We start from the raw sequence: 15,291 nt of genomic DNA, 5'->3' as shown, positions 1-15,291 counted from the left end.
TAATAGTAAATACATTTCAAAAAATTAATTTTTTGAGAAATTTTTGGTGTGGGCTTTAATTCTCAATAACCAATACTTATTGACAGAACTGTTACTGTTACGTACTTTTAGACTTTTTATTTACATCGAACTCAGGTAATATAGATGATATAGCAAAGGTATATTCCTTATACAGCAAGATATACAGCTACAATTTATATCATTAATAATCGAAAAATTAAAAAAATATAAATTGCATTTTTACCCGAAAAAAAATGATAGGTTGTATACAGAATTGAATTTCGCTCGGATCTGGAGTAGTCGGATTAGTCTTACTCCAGTTTTTTACCCTTAAATTCTTGATAAACAAGAGTTTTCAGGATAATTTGCAGAAAAGTTGAGTACAGTCGAATATCAAGAAAACCCAATAAAAAGATAGCTGAAATCCTTACAGGTATTGACTTGGAGATGAGTACAAAGAAATCCTGAACCCCTCACTATAAATACTCGTACCCCTCACTATAAATACTCGTACCCCTACCCGAAAAAATCTTTTTTAATTTTTGTATCGTTGCAATGCAAGGATTTAAGGATTTGAGTACAAACATAATAAATCCAATAAGTTCTATCCCCTGTCAATGAAGGGGGGCAAAAAAAAGGGCTGCTATAAATCATTTATCGCCAATCACTTAACGCTCCTTAACAAAACCAAGTTAGCAGTCAAAAGTGAGTGGAGGGATGAGATTAGCACCATGTTTAAAATTATTTAGACATTGGCAGTAGTAAAAGCATCTCCCACAGTGGCTCTCAAGTCCACCTCCAACAGCGAAATTCAATGACACTACCTGCTACAGATATTCTCACCTCCGACTTTGAGAATGCCATTATCGCCCCTGCTACATCTGCTGCTTGCGGTTGCGACAGCACCACAACTCCAGAAATGGATGAAAAACTCATAGAACGCATTTCTAAACACCCCTGCTATAGTGAAGAGGCTCATCATCACTATGCACGGATGCACGTTGCCGTTGCTCCAGCTTGCAATATTCAATGTAACTATTGTAACCGCAAGTATGATTGCGCTAACGAAAGTCGTCCTGGAGTAGTGAGTGAATTACTCACACCGGAAGAAGCTGCCCATAAAGTGTTAGTAATTGCCGGAAAAATTCCTCAAATGACTGTGTTGGGAGTTGCTGGTCCTGGTGATCCTTTGGCTAATCCAGAAAAAACTTTTCGGACTTTTGAATTAATTGCCGATAAAGCACCAGATATTAAATTGTGCTTATCTACTAACGGTTTGATGCTGACAGAACATATTGATCGCATCAAGCAATTAAATATAGATCACGTTACTATCACCCTTAATACCATTGACCCCGAAATAGGTGCAGAAATCTATTCTTGGGTTCACTATAAACGCAAACGTTACAGAGGGATTGAAGGGGCAAAAATTCTTCTAGAAAAACAATTGGAAGGATTGCAAGCTCTCAAAGAAGCTGATATCTTATGCAAAGTTAATTCCGTAATGATTCCAGGAATTAATGATCAACATTTGGTAGAAGTTAATAAGGCAATTCGTGAAAGAGGCGCATTCTTACACAACATTATGCCGCTCATTTCTGCACCGGAACATGGTACTCATTTCGGTTTAACTGGTCAACGTGGACCAACAGGAAAAGAACTGAAAGAAGTCCAAGACAATTGCTCTGGTAACATGAAAATGATGCGTCACTGTCGCCAGTGTCGAGCCGATGCGGTAGGATTATTAGGAGAAGACCGTAGCCAAGAATTTACTAAAGATAAGTTCATGGAAATGGCTCCAGAATATAACTTTGAAACTCGTCAAGAAGTTCACGAAGGGATTGAGAAATTTAGAGAAGAAATTAAGGCTGCAAAAGATAAAGCATCAACTGGCAAAAAATCTGCTAATAGTCCTAAAATCTTGATTGCAGTAGCAACAAAAGGTGGTGGATTAGTTAACCAACATTTCGGACACGCGAAGGAATTTCAAGTTTATGAAGTTGATGGTAATGAAGTTCGTTTTGTTAGTCACCGCAAGATTGATCAATATTGTCAAGGTGGTTACAGCGAAGCAGCTACCGCAGACAATATAATGAAATCAATTGCAGATTGTAAAGCAGTCTTGGTATCGAAAATAGGCAATTGTCCCAAGGAAAAACTAGAAGCAGCAGGAATAAAAACTGTTGAAGCCTATGACGTAATTGAAAAGGTTGCTTTAGAATTTTACGAGCAATATGTTAAGGCTAATGGGTAATAGGTAATGGGTAATGGGTAATGGGTAATAGGAATGGGTAATATGTTCCAATCACCAATCACCAATTACCAATCACCTATTACCTCTTCACCAATTCCCACAAAGGTAAATAATCATGGCTTACGAAATTACTAGCCAGTGTATTTCCTGCAAGTTGTGTTTATCTGTTTGTCCTACCGGTGCAATTCAAGAAGTTGACGGTAATTACTGGATTGACTCGGAACTTTGCACAAATTGCGCTGGTAGTATTCACACCGTACCTCAATGTAAAGCCAGTTGTCCTACTGTTGATGGTTGCGTTAAACAACCTAGTGATTATTGGGAAAGTTGGTTTGCTACTTACAACCGTGTGAGAGCAAAGTTAACCAATAAGCAAGACTATTGGGAGAATTGGTATAAATCTTATTCCCAAAAGATTGCCCAACAATTGCAAAAGCATCAAGGACCAATAGTTATATAGGTGACAGGTAACAGTTAAGAGGAAATAGGAAATAGAGAATATTTATATTTATCTTCCTTCTGAATTTCTGACTCCTATAAGGGCGAAGCATTGGGAAAATAGTCTTGGACAAAACCGATAATTTATCGCCCCTGTAAGGGCGAAGCATTCAGAAAATAGTCTTGGACAAAACCGATAATTTATCGCCCGAATGCTTCGCCCCTACTTTATACTTTTATATGGAAAATCATGCAAAATAATTGTATCTATCTTGATAATAATGCCACCACTAAAATAGATCCTCAAGTTGTTGAGGCAATGATGCCTTATTTGACGGACTATTATGCTAATCCTTCTAGTATGCACACTTTTGGTGGACAACTTGGGAAAGCTGTAAAAATAGCTAGAGAACAAGTTGCTGCTTTACTGGGAGCAGACGAATCAGAAATTGTTTTTACCAGTTGCGGAACTGAGGGCGATAATGCTGCTATTCATGCTGCTTTATTAGCTCAACCTGAAAAACGTCATATCATCACTTCCCAAGTAGAACATCCGGCAGTTTTAAATGTCTGCAAACAATTAGAATCTAAAGGTTATCAAGTTACCTATTTGTCGGTAGATTCTCATGGACAAATGGATTTGAGTGAGTTAGAAGCTGCTCTAACTGGTAATACTGCTTTGGTAACAATGATGTATGCCAATAATGAAACCGGCACGATATTTCCAATTGAAGAAATTGGTGCTATGGTTAAGGAATACGGCGCTCTCTTCCACGTTGATGCAGTGCAAGCGGTAGGCAAAATACCCTTGAATATGAAGACCAGCACCATAGATATGTTAACTATATCTGGTCACAAAATTCATGCTCCTAAAGGTATTGGTGCTTTGTATGTGAGACGTGGGGTTCGTTTCCGTCCTCTCTTAGTCGGTGGACATCAAGAACGAGGACGCAGAGGCGGTACAGAGAACGTTCCGGGAATTATTGCTCTTGGCAAAGCTGCGGAATTAGAACTGTTACATTTAGAAGAAGTATCTCAGAGATTAACAAAGTTGCGCGATTATTTGGAAAAATCTCTTCTAGCTAAAATTCCTAATTGTGAAGTAAATGGTGATATCAAACATAGATTACCAAATACTACAAATATCGGTTTCAAATATATTGAAGGTGAAGCAATTTTGCTCTCTTTAAATAAGTACGGTATTTGTGCTTCTTCTGGTTCTGCTTGTACTTCTGGTTCTCTTGAACCTTCTCATGTTTTACGAGCTATGGGTTTGCCTTATACTACTTTACATGGTTCGATTCGCTTCAGTCTTAGTCGCTACACTACAGAAGCAGAAATTGAGCAAGTAATTGCAGTAATGCCAGAAATTGTTGACCGTCTTCGGGCTTTATCTCCCTTCAAAAATGATAATGCTGATTGGTTACAACAACAGTCAGTCCTAGGGGCGAAGCATTCGGATGATCAATTATCGGTTTCTCCCAAAGACTTTTCTCCGAATGCTTCGCCCGTACATTAGTCATTAGTCAGTTGTCAGTAGTAAGTAAAAACTGACTGCTGACTAATCAAAAATTACGAATCACCGATCTAAAATCCAAAATCTAAAATTAACTATGTGGGACTACACTGATAAAGTATTAGAGTTATTTTACGATCCCAAAAACCAGGGTGCTATTGAAGAAACTGGCGAAGCTGGTGTGAAACTGGCAACTGGTGAAGTGGGAAGTATTGCTTGTGGTGATGCTTTAAGATTACATTTGAAAGTTGAAGAAGCAACAGATAAAATTCTCGATGCTCGGTTTCAAACTTTCGGTTGTACCAGTGCGATCGCTTCTTCGAGCGCTTTAACTGAAATGGTTAAAGGTCTGACTTTAGATGAAGCTTTGGGTGTGACAAATAAGGAAATCGCTGATTATTTAGGTGGTTTACCTCAAGAGAAAATGCACTGTTCTGTTATGGGTCAAGAGGCTTTAGAAGCTGCGATTTATAATTATCGTGGCATTCCTCTAGAGGCACATGACGATGAAGAAGGTGTCCTCATCTGTAGCTGTTTCGGAATAACTGATGCTAAGATCAAGAAAGCAGTTGCACAAAACAATCTCTTCAGTGCAGAGCAAGTAACAAATTATGTAAAAGCTGGTGGCGGATGCGGTTCTTGTTTAACGAAGATTGATGATATAATAAGAGAAGTAAAGCAGGAAGCCGCCAACAAAAATCTCCACAGCTACATGGCGAAAGCTAAAACAGAAATTTCCAGTTCAGAGCAACAAAGACCATTAACTACAGTTCAAAAAATTGCTCTGATTCAAAAAGTATTAGATGAAGAAGTCCGACCTGTTTTAATCGCCGACGGGGGAGATGTAGAACTTTATGATGTTGAAGGCGATAAGATTAAAGTCATTCTTAAAGGTGCTTGCGGTTCATGTTCTAGCAGCACAGCCACTTTAAAGATTGCGATTGAAGCGAGATTACGCGATCGCATCAGTAAAGAAATTATTGTCGAAGCAGTTTAGTAAACAACAGCTAATAGTAAGGGTTTACACCGTAAACCCCTACAACGGAAAAAGAAAAAATCCTTACAACCCAATAAATACTATGAACACCACTAGATTTTCTGTAGAGCGATCGCCTCCATAGATAGCGACGTTCTACAAACGCTCACCGCCGTAGAACTTGGCCGTGAGAACCAACAGACAAAACCACCAATCAACTAATTCTAGGAAACACGAACAATGACTGAAGAAAAAATTAGACAGATAGCTTTCTACGGCAAGGGCGGTATCGGTAAATCTACCACTTCTCAAAATACTTTAGCCGCTATGGCTGAAATGGGTCAACGCATCATGATCGTAGGTTGCGACCCTAAAGCTGACTCTACCCGTTTTAATAATATGGACATCTTCCACACCCAATTTCAGCCAATTCTTTAGGTGTGAGGATTGACGTTTACCTGTACCTTGCTTCTTTGCAGATAGCGTCTTGTATCCCTTGTGGGACTGAAGGAAAGAGGTATTTTAGATAGATGCACCGATGGAAGAAATAACTCACATGGCACGCTACGCAATTCATCCCACGCTCCTAAGAGTGAGACGTGGGGCTTCTTGCTGTTAAGCTAAAAAATTGTTATATTGTCAATACCTTGTTCAAATTGGAAAAAGCCTTGATTTGTAGGTTGGGTTGTGGAACGTGAACGTATCCCTGCGGGACACTGCGTGAACGCGGAGCAATGAGCATGAAACCCAACAAAGCAGGAAATGGACAAGGTATTGATTGTAAGTAAGTGAACGTTCGCAAAGCAATAAAACGGAACGCACTATTGTTTAATAGCGTAGCCATATCAATATCTACAGGATTTAAGGATTGACAGAATTTTATGGCATTTAGCAATTATAAAAGTATTAGTTCAGTTATTAAAAAGTTTCAAATCAAGTATGTGCAATCTAATTTTATGTTGGAAGTAGAATTTCCGGCTAAGGAATCTTTTCAGGAGGAATTAGATTTGCTATTTACAGATGGAGTTATTGATAATTCCGAAGATGCTATTTGTGAAAATCTCATTTATCCAGTATTGAAAGAAGTATGGAAACCTTATCGAAGTAAATTAACTCTTTGGAGTCATGAAGCATTAGCTTATGATGAGGATTTATCAGGTATTCCTGATTATACTGTGACACAGCGAAACTCTTTAAGTACAATTGTTTTTGATAAACCTTATTTTTTGATGGTTGAAGCTAAACAAGACAAATTTGAAGAAGGTTGGAGTCAGTGTTTAGCTGAAATGATCGCAGTTCAGAGAATTAATGATGATTTTGTTAGTGATGTTTTTGGAATTGTTTCTAACGGGAAAATATGGCAATTTGGAAAGTTGGTTGGTGATGTATTTACTCGAAATAAAAATCTGTATATGATTCAAGATTTAGATAAATTATTTGCTGCGGTGAATTATATTTTCCAACAATGTGAATTAAAAATCCAAAAACATTAAAATAATTTCTCGTTCCGATCTCTCGTTCCCATACTCTGTATGGGAATGAATTCTAGAAGGCTCTGCCTTCAAAAACAGTGGAGTCTGGAGTCAGAGCCTCTGTGATAGCATTCCCAGTCGGAGACTGGGAACAAGATAATTACGAATAGGAACTATTTTGAACCTTTAAGATGTGCAGTTTCAGAGTTTTTCAACTGGGATACTGCGGTTGTTAAGTTATTCGCAGCTTTGGTTATATTATACGAATTACCCCGGATTTCTCACCAAAGCGAGGCGCGACCTAGGAATCGCATTGTTTATGAGAAATGTTAGCGACTTTCATCGCCACCTGAAGAAAACCACAGCTATCAAGTATTCATCATGACTTCTAAAGAAAAATTTGAACGACAAAAACCGCAAGTTCACGTTGGCACTATCGGTCACGTAGATCAGGCGATGATATCACAATGGTTATTACCCTGATTCATCCTGTCGCTATGGAAAAAGGATTGCGTTTTGCCATTCGTGAAGGTGGTCGTACCGTAGGTGCGGGAGTTGTCACTGAAATCTTAGCTTAATAGGCAGGTTGATAAACGCGTAGGCTGGGGTGAACCTGCTCCCCCACCCAGCTAGTACCGTGCGGCGTAAGTGAATGAACCATTTTCAAGCCTTGTAATCAATCAAATTTTCGGAGCTTTTAATGGTCATGTTATTTACGCCAAGCTGTACTAGAGCGATCGCATAATTTCCTCAATAATGGGAAGGTTAAAGTTTAAATTCACTAAATTTAACTATCAAGGTTGATATCTGTAGCCTTGGTTTCTGCCATTAGCCAATTTAGGTAATCCTGATTTCCTTGTTCAATTGGTAAAGCCACCACACAAGGTACTTCATAAGAGTGTACTGATTTTACTTTAGCTGTTAGTTCTGCAAATAAATCACGGCGGGATTTCATAATTAAAATAGCTTCTTTTTCTACTTGTAATTCACCGTTCCACCAATAAATGCTTTCCATACCATCAATTATGTTCGCACAGGCAGCAAGATGGGCTTCTACCACAGTTTTACCTACATAAAGAGCTTCAGCACGGTCTTTACAAGTGACGTAAACAAAAAGAAATTCCATATTTTGACTTTATTATATTTGTTTGGGGTAGTAACTGATAATTTTATTGGGGGAAATATTGGTAGGGGCAATGTCTACGAAGAGGGAAGCGATTCCTACGGAGTGCTTTGCGATCGCTCGGTGGAGATGATTCAACTTACGCCCCGGAACGGGAGCGACTCCGCACGGCTCAGAGTTTTTGTGTACCCAAGTCTGATATTGCGGCTCAAGGTTATGATCTAAGTTTGAATCGTTACAAGGAAGTTGTGCATGAGCAGGTTGATCATCTTGCACCTCAAGAGATTCTGGCTAATTTGGCGAAGTTAGAGGTGGAAATTCAGCAGGGGATGGAGAAATTGGAGGCATTGCTAAAATAGTTAATAAAAGCCGTTTATGGGAGAAAAAGCAACGCAGATATAGCAAGATTCTGAAGGGTACGTAGATGAACACAGATAAAATTTTTCTTTTGCCAGCAAAGTGCTATCATTTGAGTAATAATCCGGTAGTAGACTAGCACTAGCAAAGGAGGCAGTATGGCAACAATTACCATTCGTAATATATCCGATGAGTTGCTTGATCGCATTAAACGCTTGGCGGCACAAAAGGGGGTTTCGATGGAGCAAGAAGTCCGTGATTTGTTGCAAAAACGTTATGGGCAAAGGGATGAAGTGCTTGCTCGTATTCGTCAACGGGCGGAGGTATTACCGATGGAAGCAGAAATTCGGGTGCAGTCTTGGAAATCAGAAGGACGACCTTGATGGTAATTGATACGATGGTTTTTGCTTATGCCCTCTTGCACGTAGAGAACAAGTATGAACAAGCGCTCGCTGCTTTGGAAAGTGTAGATCAGATTGTGGTGCCTGATTCGTTGTTTGCCGAGTTGGGTAATGTGATTTGGCAATGGATACAATTTCGACAATTACCTTTACAAATAGGTTTGGATGCGTTGCAAGATGCTGAGGCATTGGTTGATGTGATGATTTCTAGTTCTCAAATTCGGGATGTTGCTCTTAAACTGGCAGTCGAGGCAAATCATTCATTCTACGATACTTTATTCGTGGCAGCAGCAATTCATTCTGATACTCAGGTGCTTACTTATGATCGGAAACTGGGGGCTAAGTTCGGTGACTACGTTATCTTACTAGAATAGGGATGAAAAAATTGGAGGGAATGATGAAATAATTGTATTTGTTAAGATTAAATTAACTGTGGCTAACGATAAAATATGATGAAACCTATTAAGGAAATTCGGGAAGTTTTATCACTACAAAAGCAATCTCTCTGTGAAATTTATCAAATTACAGAAATTGGGATCTTTGGTTCTTATGCTAGGGGAGAGGAGACGGACGCAAGTGATATAGATATTTTGGTTGATTGTCAGTAACTCAGCCCTAAAGGGACTGAGCTTGTAAGAAATTACAAGCTGTACTGACCAGTCTAAGTCTTAACTGACTACGTTTTTTGAGTCATGACACCCTGGAATGCGAAGCCAGTTCCCTGCTCTGTCATTTGCAATTAAACAGTTTTAAAGTCACTGAAACAGTGTTGCAAATCTAAAAAGCTCTTAAAACATTGACGAGGCTAACATTACCCGCAAGGAGGGACTTTATGTCCAAAGTATTTGTAATTAACACCGACAAACAACCATTAAATCCAATTCATTCAGCCCAAGCTAGACAACTATTAAGAAATGGTAAAGCAGCAGTTTTTAGACGTTTTCCTTTCACAATTATCTTAAAAGAATCTCGCCCAGATTTTTCGGTATCACCTCTAAGGTTAAAGATTGATCCAGGGGCAAAGCATACAGGAATAGCGTTAATCAACGATACTACTGGTGAGGTTGTATTCGCTGCTGAATTAAAACATAGAGGTTTTGCAATTCGAGATGCTTTAACTTCTAGAAGACAATTAAGACGTTTTAGACGTACTAGAAAAACTCGTTACAGACAACCAAGATTTTTGAATAGAACACGCTGTTTAGGCTGGTTAACACCGAGCTTGCAGAGTCGGATTGAGAATATCAAAACTTGGATTAAGAAGTTGCGCCAATTTGCGCCAATTGGGGCGATTAGTCAAGAATTGGTACGGTTTGATATGCAGTTAATGGCTAATCCTGATATTCAAGGCAAGGAATACCAGCAAGGAACATTAACTGGTTACGAAACCAGAGAATACTTACTAGAAAAGTGGAATAGACAATGTGCCTACTGTGGAGTGAAAGACGTTCCTTTTCAAGTTGAACACATTCACCCAAGAGCCAAGGGTGGTAATAATTCAATAACAAATCTCGCTTTAAGTTGCGAGAAATGTAACACCAAAAAAGGAACGAAAGATATCAAAGATTTCCTCAAAAAAGATCCATCAAAATTGGAAAAAATCTTGAAACAAGCAAAAAATGTCAAAACTGGTAAAAAAGTTGGTGAATATATTGGAAGAATAGCAACCCGTGCTACTGGAAGTTTCAATATTTCAACTAGAAATGGACTACTCCAAGGAATTAGTTATAAAACCTGTAAAACTATCCACAAAAAAGATGGTTATAGCTACTCAAATTAAAAGATTCAATGCGGTTAAAACTGCTCGTGCCGCTTCCCTCTCAGCACTGAAGTGTCTGAGTTTCTCACTTACCGCGAGGTCTTATGAAACAGCACCTACTTTTATAATGTTGGTGGAATTTAGAGATTATTTAAGTCAGTTGTTTGGCTTGAAGGTGGATGTTGTTACTAAGAACGGGCTTAAACCCCGGATTCGTGAGCGTGTTTTAGCTGAGGCTATTTCTATATAATTTATATTACCGAAGAGCAAAAAATTATGCAAATTACTTTAGACATACCTGATGAAATGGCGCGAAATTTAGAATCTCGCAAGGAAGATTTACCCCAAATTTTGGCTTTAGGATTGCGAGAAATTAGTGCTAATCCGGCGACAGGTTTTTCTGGACTAACTGAAGTTTTAGAGTTTTTGGCAAAGTTACCATCTCCTCAAGAAATTTTAACTCTCCGTCTTTCTCCTATAGTTCAGGCTGAAATTGAATCTCTTTTAGACAAAAATCGTAGTCAAGGTTTAGATGAAAGCGATAGCGAGGCGCTGCTGCAAGCAGATCGCTGTCTGTGGCAATATTATGAGTTTATTGAGCATTTGGTACGTCTTGCTAAGTCTCAAGCTTTACTCAGGTTACAACAAAGTGCATGAGTATCTCCCTGTGCGTAAGATAATTGCTCAATTGGAATCACATAAAAATGAATGAATTAGATAATATGCTGATATATAAATATTTACGGGTTGATGTGGCGGTTGTATGGGTTACGGTTCAGCTTTCTTTACCATCATTAAAAGCAGTTGTGATAAAGGAATTAGAGGAGATGCTAGGATGAGCGGATGGGAAATTGTTACATTGGAAGACGTAACTGTTGATGGTTCACAAGGTCTCAAGCGTGGTCCTTTTGGTGGAGCTATTAAGAAAGACTCGTTCGTTCCAGATGGATATAAAATTTATGAGCAAAAACACGCTATTTATGGCAACTTTGACAGTGGAGATTACTTCATTAGTGAGGCTCGATATAAAGAACTAAAGAGTTTTGCTGTAGAATCAGGAGATTTGATTGTAAGCTGTTCAGGAACTTTAGGTCGTGTGGCAGTTGTTCCACCAAATGTAAAACCCGGAATAATAAATCAGGCTTTGTTGAGAATTCGCCCAAAATCAAACCTTGTATCTTCCCGATTTCTCAAAATGTTACTTGAGACTCCCGATCTTCAGTCTCGGTTGTTTGGAAGTGCAGGGGGTTCTGCTATAAAAAATGTCAAACCACTTTCTGAAATACGGCAAGTAAAGTTTCATTTACCACCACTAGAAGAACAAAAACGGATTGCAGAGATACTAGATCAAGCGGAAGAACTGAGGACTAAACGACGGAAAGCGATCGCACAATTCGACACCCTCCCCCAAGCCATCTTCATAGAAATGTTCGGGAATAATGCTCCTCTTGAAAGTGGATGGGATACTGTTAGCTTTGGTAATTTAATGGAAGTTTTAACTGACTATCATGCAAATGGTAGCTATGAAATTTTACGAGACAATGTTGTATTAAAGAATCAAATTGATCATGCTTTGATGATTAGAACAACAGATTTAGAGAATAACAACTTTCAAAATAACTGTATTTATATTGATGAAAAAGCATATAATTTTTTGAGCAAATCAAAAGTTTATGGCGGAGAAATTCTTATCAATAAGATAGGTAGTGCCGGCAAAGTATATCTTATGCCTTATTTAAAAAGACCAGTATCATTAGGCATGAATGCGTTTTTGATTCGTTTAAATAATAAAGTAAATACCTCATTTATTTATTATTTTTTAACTTTTTCGTATGGTAAAGAAGCAATTAATAAAAATGTAAAGGGTGCTGTCACAAAAACAATTACAAAAGAAGCAATAAGAGGAATTACAATTCCTGTCCCACCTCTTTATCTTCAAGAAGAATTTTCCCACCGCGTTGAAGCTGTAGAAAAACTCAAAGCAGTACACCGCGCTTCATTATCAGAACTCGATGCCCTTTTTGCTTCCCTCCAACATCGAGCCTTTAGAGGAGAATTGTAACATGAGCGCCATGCTAACAGAATTTACCCTCGCCAACTTTAAAAGTTATCGTACCAGCCACTTACCCCTGGGATCTTTAACCGTGCTAATAGGTGCAAACGCCGCAGGTAAAAGTAACGCCCTGGAAGGTTTGCGGTTTTTGTCATGGCTGGCACAAGGACAAAAACTCGACCGTATTCAATATGCAGTGAATAGCGCCGAGCGAGTTGTACGTGGTCGAGTCAATGACTTATGCCATCGGGGAGAATCAAATTTTACCATCGGTTGCCGTTTAGACTCAACAGAATGGAACGAACTCAATATAACCCTGAATGTCCGTGATGGAGAACTGCACATCAGTAATGAGCGAATTGCTGACTTAACAAATTCAGTCCCACTATATGAGTTAAATCAGCCTTCAGAAGGGATAAATACTGATGTTAGTGTGGCATATAACAACTTTACAAGAGGGCAGAACAAGCCACGAATAACTTGCAGTGATCAAATGGCTATCTTTGTGCAATTAGACAGCCCTGCCCGTTTTGATGCCAAATATGAAAATTCCCAAAAGATAATTCCTGAAACAGTCCGCGAATATCAACGAGTCTTACAGAATATCCTGTTTTTAGATCCCGTTCCCGCCAAAATGCGCGAGTACAGTTTTAAATCTGATAAGCGATTACAAGAAGATGGTACTAATCTATCCAGCGTTCTCTATCGCTTATGGGAGAACCAACCAGAAAATCAACAGACCATTCTCAACTTCATCCAGAGTTTACCAGAACAGGCTATAGATGGGCTAGATTTTCTTTTCGGTCCACGGGATGAAGTTATGGTGCGACTAGCGGAAACCTTTGGTAATAACCATCGCTATTGTGAAGCCGCATTGTTATCAGATGGCACATTGCGGGTATTAGCGATAGCGAAGCGCTCCGCAGGAATCGCAGCAGCTATGCTATCGGCTACCGAAGGAAGTTTAGTAGTTATCGAAGAAATTGATAACGGTGTTCATCCCAACCGCGCCCAGCATCTACTAGCCAGCATCCGAGATATTGCCGAAAAGCGTAAATTACGAGTATTACTTTCCACTCACAACCCAGCCTTAATGGATGCTTTACCAGATGCGGCTTTACGTGATGTTGTCTTTTGTTTCCGAGATCCAGAGGAAGGGAATCAAGGAAATAGTCGCCTGATTAGGCTTGGGGATATGTACGATTTCCCTAGTCTGATATCCCAGAGACCACTGGGACAACTGGTAACTGCTGGAGTAGTGGATAGGTTCGTTAAGTCACCCTACACACCTGAAGACAGAAAACAGCAAGCTCTGGCCTGGCTGTCTCGTTTACAGGAGTACAGCAATTTATCTATTTAATTTGATTAACTTAATCATAGTAAATCTAGTGAAGAATGTTTCCTTATGTGGAAAAATAGCATTACACTTAATTAAGTTGTACTTTTATTACTGACAGGGAGACAAACAAAGCTGAAAATAAAACAGTGTAAATAATGTGACGATTTATGGTAAAAAAATTGGAGAAACCCCAGAAATAAAACCATGCAAAACACAGCCAACATTGAACAAATAATCCTCAACAACCTACGCCAACTACCCCCAGAAAAACAACAAGAAGTTTTAGACTTTACGGAATTTCTGCAACAAAAACTCACAACAACAAAAACAAAAACATCTTCACCATCCCTCAAAGAAATTGCAGCCATGCCACTAACACAAAGACATCAGCACCTTGCCCAGTTCATTCCTCAAACCGCTACAGACTTCCTCACCAACCCAGAACTAACAGAATTTTCCGTATTAGACACTGAAGACTGGGAACTTGAACATGACTAACCCCAAACGTGGCGAAATTTGGTTAGTAGACCTCAACCCTACCAGAGGGCAAGAAATCCAGAAAACTCGCCCTGTAGTAGTTATCAGTGCCGATATTTTTAATCCTATCCCCATCAGAATCATTATTCCTATTACAAGCTGGCAAGAAAAATTTAAAGAGCGCCCTTTTATGGTGAAAATTGCAGCCAGTCCAGAAAATCAACTTGAGCGAGATTCAGCCGGAAATGTTTTGCAAGTTCGCAGCATTTCCACGGAAAGATTTGTCAAACAGTTGGGACAAGTTCTAGACGAAACCCTACAAGAATTGTTATCAGGTCTAGTTATTTGCATTGATTACGAACCCAGTCCATAATATATTATTATATACAAAAGCTTGATTAACTGAATGAGCCAGTTTACCTTCCTGGAAACCGAATTTCCGACAATTTACGAATCTGCTCACAAAGCCTTTAAAACAGATAAAAATACTCTAGATGAGACAATTAAACAACTACGGGCAGAATTAGCATCTGTAAAACAAGCAAATACTACCCAACCAGATACTCACGACTATTCTGAACAACAAACCCGCGATATCTTCATAGACCTGTTATTAAAAGAAGCAGGGTGGATACTGGTTTCGACTCCGCTCAACCAGCGAGAACGTTCCCTGAGCGAAGTCGAAGGGAACATCAAAGGGGGAACAATTTCCAGTGAATTTCCAGTGACAGGGATGCCCAATTCATCGGGTACAGGCTTCGTAGATTATGTTTTATGGGGAGATGATGGTAAACCCTTAGCAGTGGTAGAAGCCAAACGTACCCGCACCGACCCCCGTAGCGGTCAGCAACAGGCTAAACTCTATGCTGATTGTTGATAATTTAGAATGGAATGATGAAGGTAATATACCAGAAAAAATAGAAGCAGCAGGAGTAAATCAATGGCTGTTTAATAAAGATACTGTAGATAAAGTATTAGAGCATTTAACCCACATTCCGCACCCCAAACTGTCACAGATCAAAAAAGCCCTTAAAGTAGTACATAATAACTAAAGTCAATTCAAAAATTAAGATGCTTAATGAGAATAAGTAGTATTAAAAGGGACGTGGTGTGATAAAGTGAAACT

General features: G+C 39.0%; 21 protein-coding genes and 1 pseudogene. 21 read left to right on the top strand and 1 reads right to left on the bottom strand.

What is annotated here, in order from left to right; all coding sequences use genetic code 11:
* The first annotated feature begins 814 nt into the window (after positions 1-814).
* From nifB to PN450_RS02275, 7 genes and pseudogenes are all read left to right on the top strand, one after another.
* The gene (nifB, locus tag PN450_RS02305) at positions 815-2,254 is read left to right on the top strand and encodes a nitrogenase cofactor biosynthesis protein NifB (RefSeq protein ID WP_271835295.1); all 1,440 of its coding nucleotides are present in this window, start codon (positions 815-817) and stop codon (positions 2,252-2,254) included.
* Between the two features lie 115 nt (positions 2,255-2,369).
* Positions 2,370-2,714 (top strand): DUF362 domain-containing protein, encoded by a 345-nt coding sequence (locus PN450_RS02300; RefSeq protein WP_015081224.1) that lies wholly within the window; start codon positions 2,370-2,372, stop codon positions 2,712-2,714.
* 228 nt (positions 2,715-2,942) lie between these two features.
* On the top strand, positions 2,943-4,211 hold the full coding sequence (gene nifS / locus PN450_RS02295; protein ID WP_271835294.1) for a cysteine desulfurase NifS: 1,269 nt from the start codon (positions 2,943-2,945) through the stop codon (positions 4,209-4,211).
* A gap of 94 nt (positions 4,212-4,305) precedes the next feature.
* Entirely contained in the window at positions 4,306-5,205 is a 900-nt protein-coding gene (gene nifU, locus PN450_RS02290; protein WP_148762565.1) for a Fe-S cluster assembly protein NifU, read from the top strand.
* Between the two features lie 219 nt (positions 5,206-5,424).
* Positions 5,425-5,622: an AAA family ATPase gene (locus PN450_RS02285; RefSeq protein WP_465249371.1), complete on the top strand. Its 198-nt coding sequence runs from the start codon at positions 5,425-5,427 to the stop codon at positions 5,620-5,622.
* Between the two features lie 443 nt (positions 5,623-6,065).
* On the top strand, positions 6,066-6,677 hold the full coding sequence (locus tag PN450_RS02280; protein WP_148762563.1) for a hypothetical protein: 612 nt from the start codon (positions 6,066-6,068) through the stop codon (positions 6,675-6,677).
* Between the two features lie 431 nt (positions 6,678-7,108).
* Positions 7,109-7,234, top strand: a pseudogene (locus PN450_RS02275) (EF-Tu C-terminal domain-related protein); the annotation flags it as partial.
* 209 nt (positions 7,235-7,443) lie between these two features.
* Here the strand turns inward: PN450_RS02275 and cutA are convergent.
* Positions 7,444-7,782 (bottom strand): divalent-cation tolerance protein CutA, encoded by a 339-nt coding sequence (gene cutA / locus PN450_RS02270; RefSeq protein ID WP_148762557.1) that lies wholly within the window; start codon positions 7,780-7,782, stop codon positions 7,444-7,446.
* A gap of 107 nt (positions 7,783-7,889) precedes the next feature.
* Here cutA and PN450_RS02265 point away from each other — a divergent pair, with 107 nt between their 5' ends.
* The 14 genes from PN450_RS02265 (at position 7,890) to PN450_RS02200 (ending at position 15,217) form a co-directional block, all read left to right on the top strand.
* Positions 7,890-8,138, top strand: a complete 249-nt coding sequence (locus PN450_RS02265) for a hypothetical protein (protein ID WP_210422330.1) — start codon at positions 7,890-7,892, stop codon at positions 8,136-8,138.
* Positions 8,139-8,294: 156 nt separating this feature from the next.
* A complete protein-coding gene (locus PN450_RS02260) occupies positions 8,295-8,519 on the top strand; it encodes a FitA-like ribbon-helix-helix domain-containing protein (protein WP_148762555.1) in 225 nt (74 codons plus the stop codon).
* Positions 8,519-8,911: a type II toxin-antitoxin system VapC family toxin gene (locus tag PN450_RS02255; protein ID WP_148762553.1), complete on the top strand. Its 393-nt coding sequence runs from the start codon at positions 8,519-8,521 to the stop codon at positions 8,909-8,911. Before PN450_RS02260 ends, PN450_RS02255 begins: the two co-directional genes overlap by 1 nt.
* 75 nt (positions 8,912-8,986) lie before the next feature.
* Positions 8,987-9,145 carry a nucleotidyltransferase family protein gene (locus tag PN450_RS02250; RefSeq protein ID WP_246863112.1) on the top strand — a complete coding sequence of 53 codons (159 nt, stop codon included), beginning with the start codon at positions 8,987-8,989 and terminating at the stop codon, positions 9,143-9,145.
* Between the two features lie 224 nt (positions 9,146-9,369).
* Entirely contained in the window at positions 9,370-10,317 is a 948-nt protein-coding gene (gene iscB / locus PN450_RS02245) for an RNA-guided endonuclease IscB (protein WP_271835293.1), read from the top strand.
* Positions 10,295-10,546 (top strand): nucleotidyltransferase family protein, encoded by a 252-nt coding sequence (locus tag PN450_RS02240; RefSeq protein ID WP_210422329.1) that lies wholly within the window; start codon positions 10,295-10,297, stop codon positions 10,544-10,546. The genes iscB and PN450_RS02240 overlap by 23 nt, the downstream gene beginning before the upstream one ends.
* Before the next feature lie 26 nt (positions 10,547-10,572).
* On the top strand, positions 10,573-10,953 hold the full coding sequence (locus tag PN450_RS02235; RefSeq protein ID WP_148762551.1) for a hypothetical protein: 381 nt from the start codon (positions 10,573-10,575) through the stop codon (positions 10,951-10,953).
* A 47-nt stretch (positions 10,954-11,000) separates the two neighbouring features.
* Entirely contained in the window at positions 11,001-11,135 is a 135-nt protein-coding gene (locus PN450_RS02230; protein WP_271835292.1) for a hypothetical protein, read from the top strand.
* Positions 11,132-12,358, top strand: a complete 1,227-nt coding sequence (locus PN450_RS02225) for a restriction endonuclease subunit S (RefSeq protein WP_271835291.1) — start codon at positions 11,132-11,134, stop codon at positions 12,356-12,358. The genes PN450_RS02230 and PN450_RS02225 overlap by 4 nt, the downstream gene beginning before the upstream one ends.
* Before the next feature lies 1 nt (position 12,359).
* Positions 12,360-13,709: an AAA family ATPase gene (locus tag PN450_RS02220; protein ID WP_271835290.1), complete on the top strand. Its 1,350-nt coding sequence runs from the start codon at positions 12,360-12,362 to the stop codon at positions 13,707-13,709.
* Between the two features lie 183 nt (positions 13,710-13,892).
* Complete coding sequence (locus PN450_RS02215; RefSeq protein WP_148762543.1) at positions 13,893-14,186, top strand: DUF2281 domain-containing protein; 294 nt, start codon at positions 13,893-13,895, stop codon at positions 14,184-14,186.
* The gene (locus tag PN450_RS02210) at positions 14,179-14,538 is read left to right on the top strand and encodes a type II toxin-antitoxin system PemK/MazF family toxin (protein ID WP_148762541.1); all 360 of its coding nucleotides are present in this window, start codon (positions 14,179-14,181) and stop codon (positions 14,536-14,538) included. The genes PN450_RS02215 and PN450_RS02210 overlap by 8 nt, the downstream gene beginning before the upstream one ends.
* A 33-nt stretch (positions 14,539-14,571) precedes the next feature.
* On the top strand, positions 14,572-15,042 hold the full coding sequence (locus PN450_RS02205; protein WP_271835289.1) for a type I restriction endonuclease: 471 nt from the start codon (positions 14,572-14,574) through the stop codon (positions 15,040-15,042).
* Positions 15,029-15,217, top strand: a complete 189-nt coding sequence (locus PN450_RS02200) for a hypothetical protein (protein ID WP_148762537.1) — start codon at positions 15,029-15,031, stop codon at positions 15,215-15,217. Before PN450_RS02205 ends, PN450_RS02200 begins: the two co-directional genes overlap by 14 nt.
* Positions 15,218-15,291: the final 74 nt, after the last annotated feature.

The sequence above is a fragment of the Dolichospermum lemmermannii CS-548 genome (genome assembly GCF_028330815.1).
Taxonomy (GTDB): Bacteria; Cyanobacteriota; Cyanobacteriia; order Cyanobacteriales; family Nostocaceae; genus Dolichospermum; species Dolichospermum lemmermannii.
Note: the sequence above shows the minus strand (reverse complement) of the source record. Positions and strands in the feature narration are given on the sequence as shown.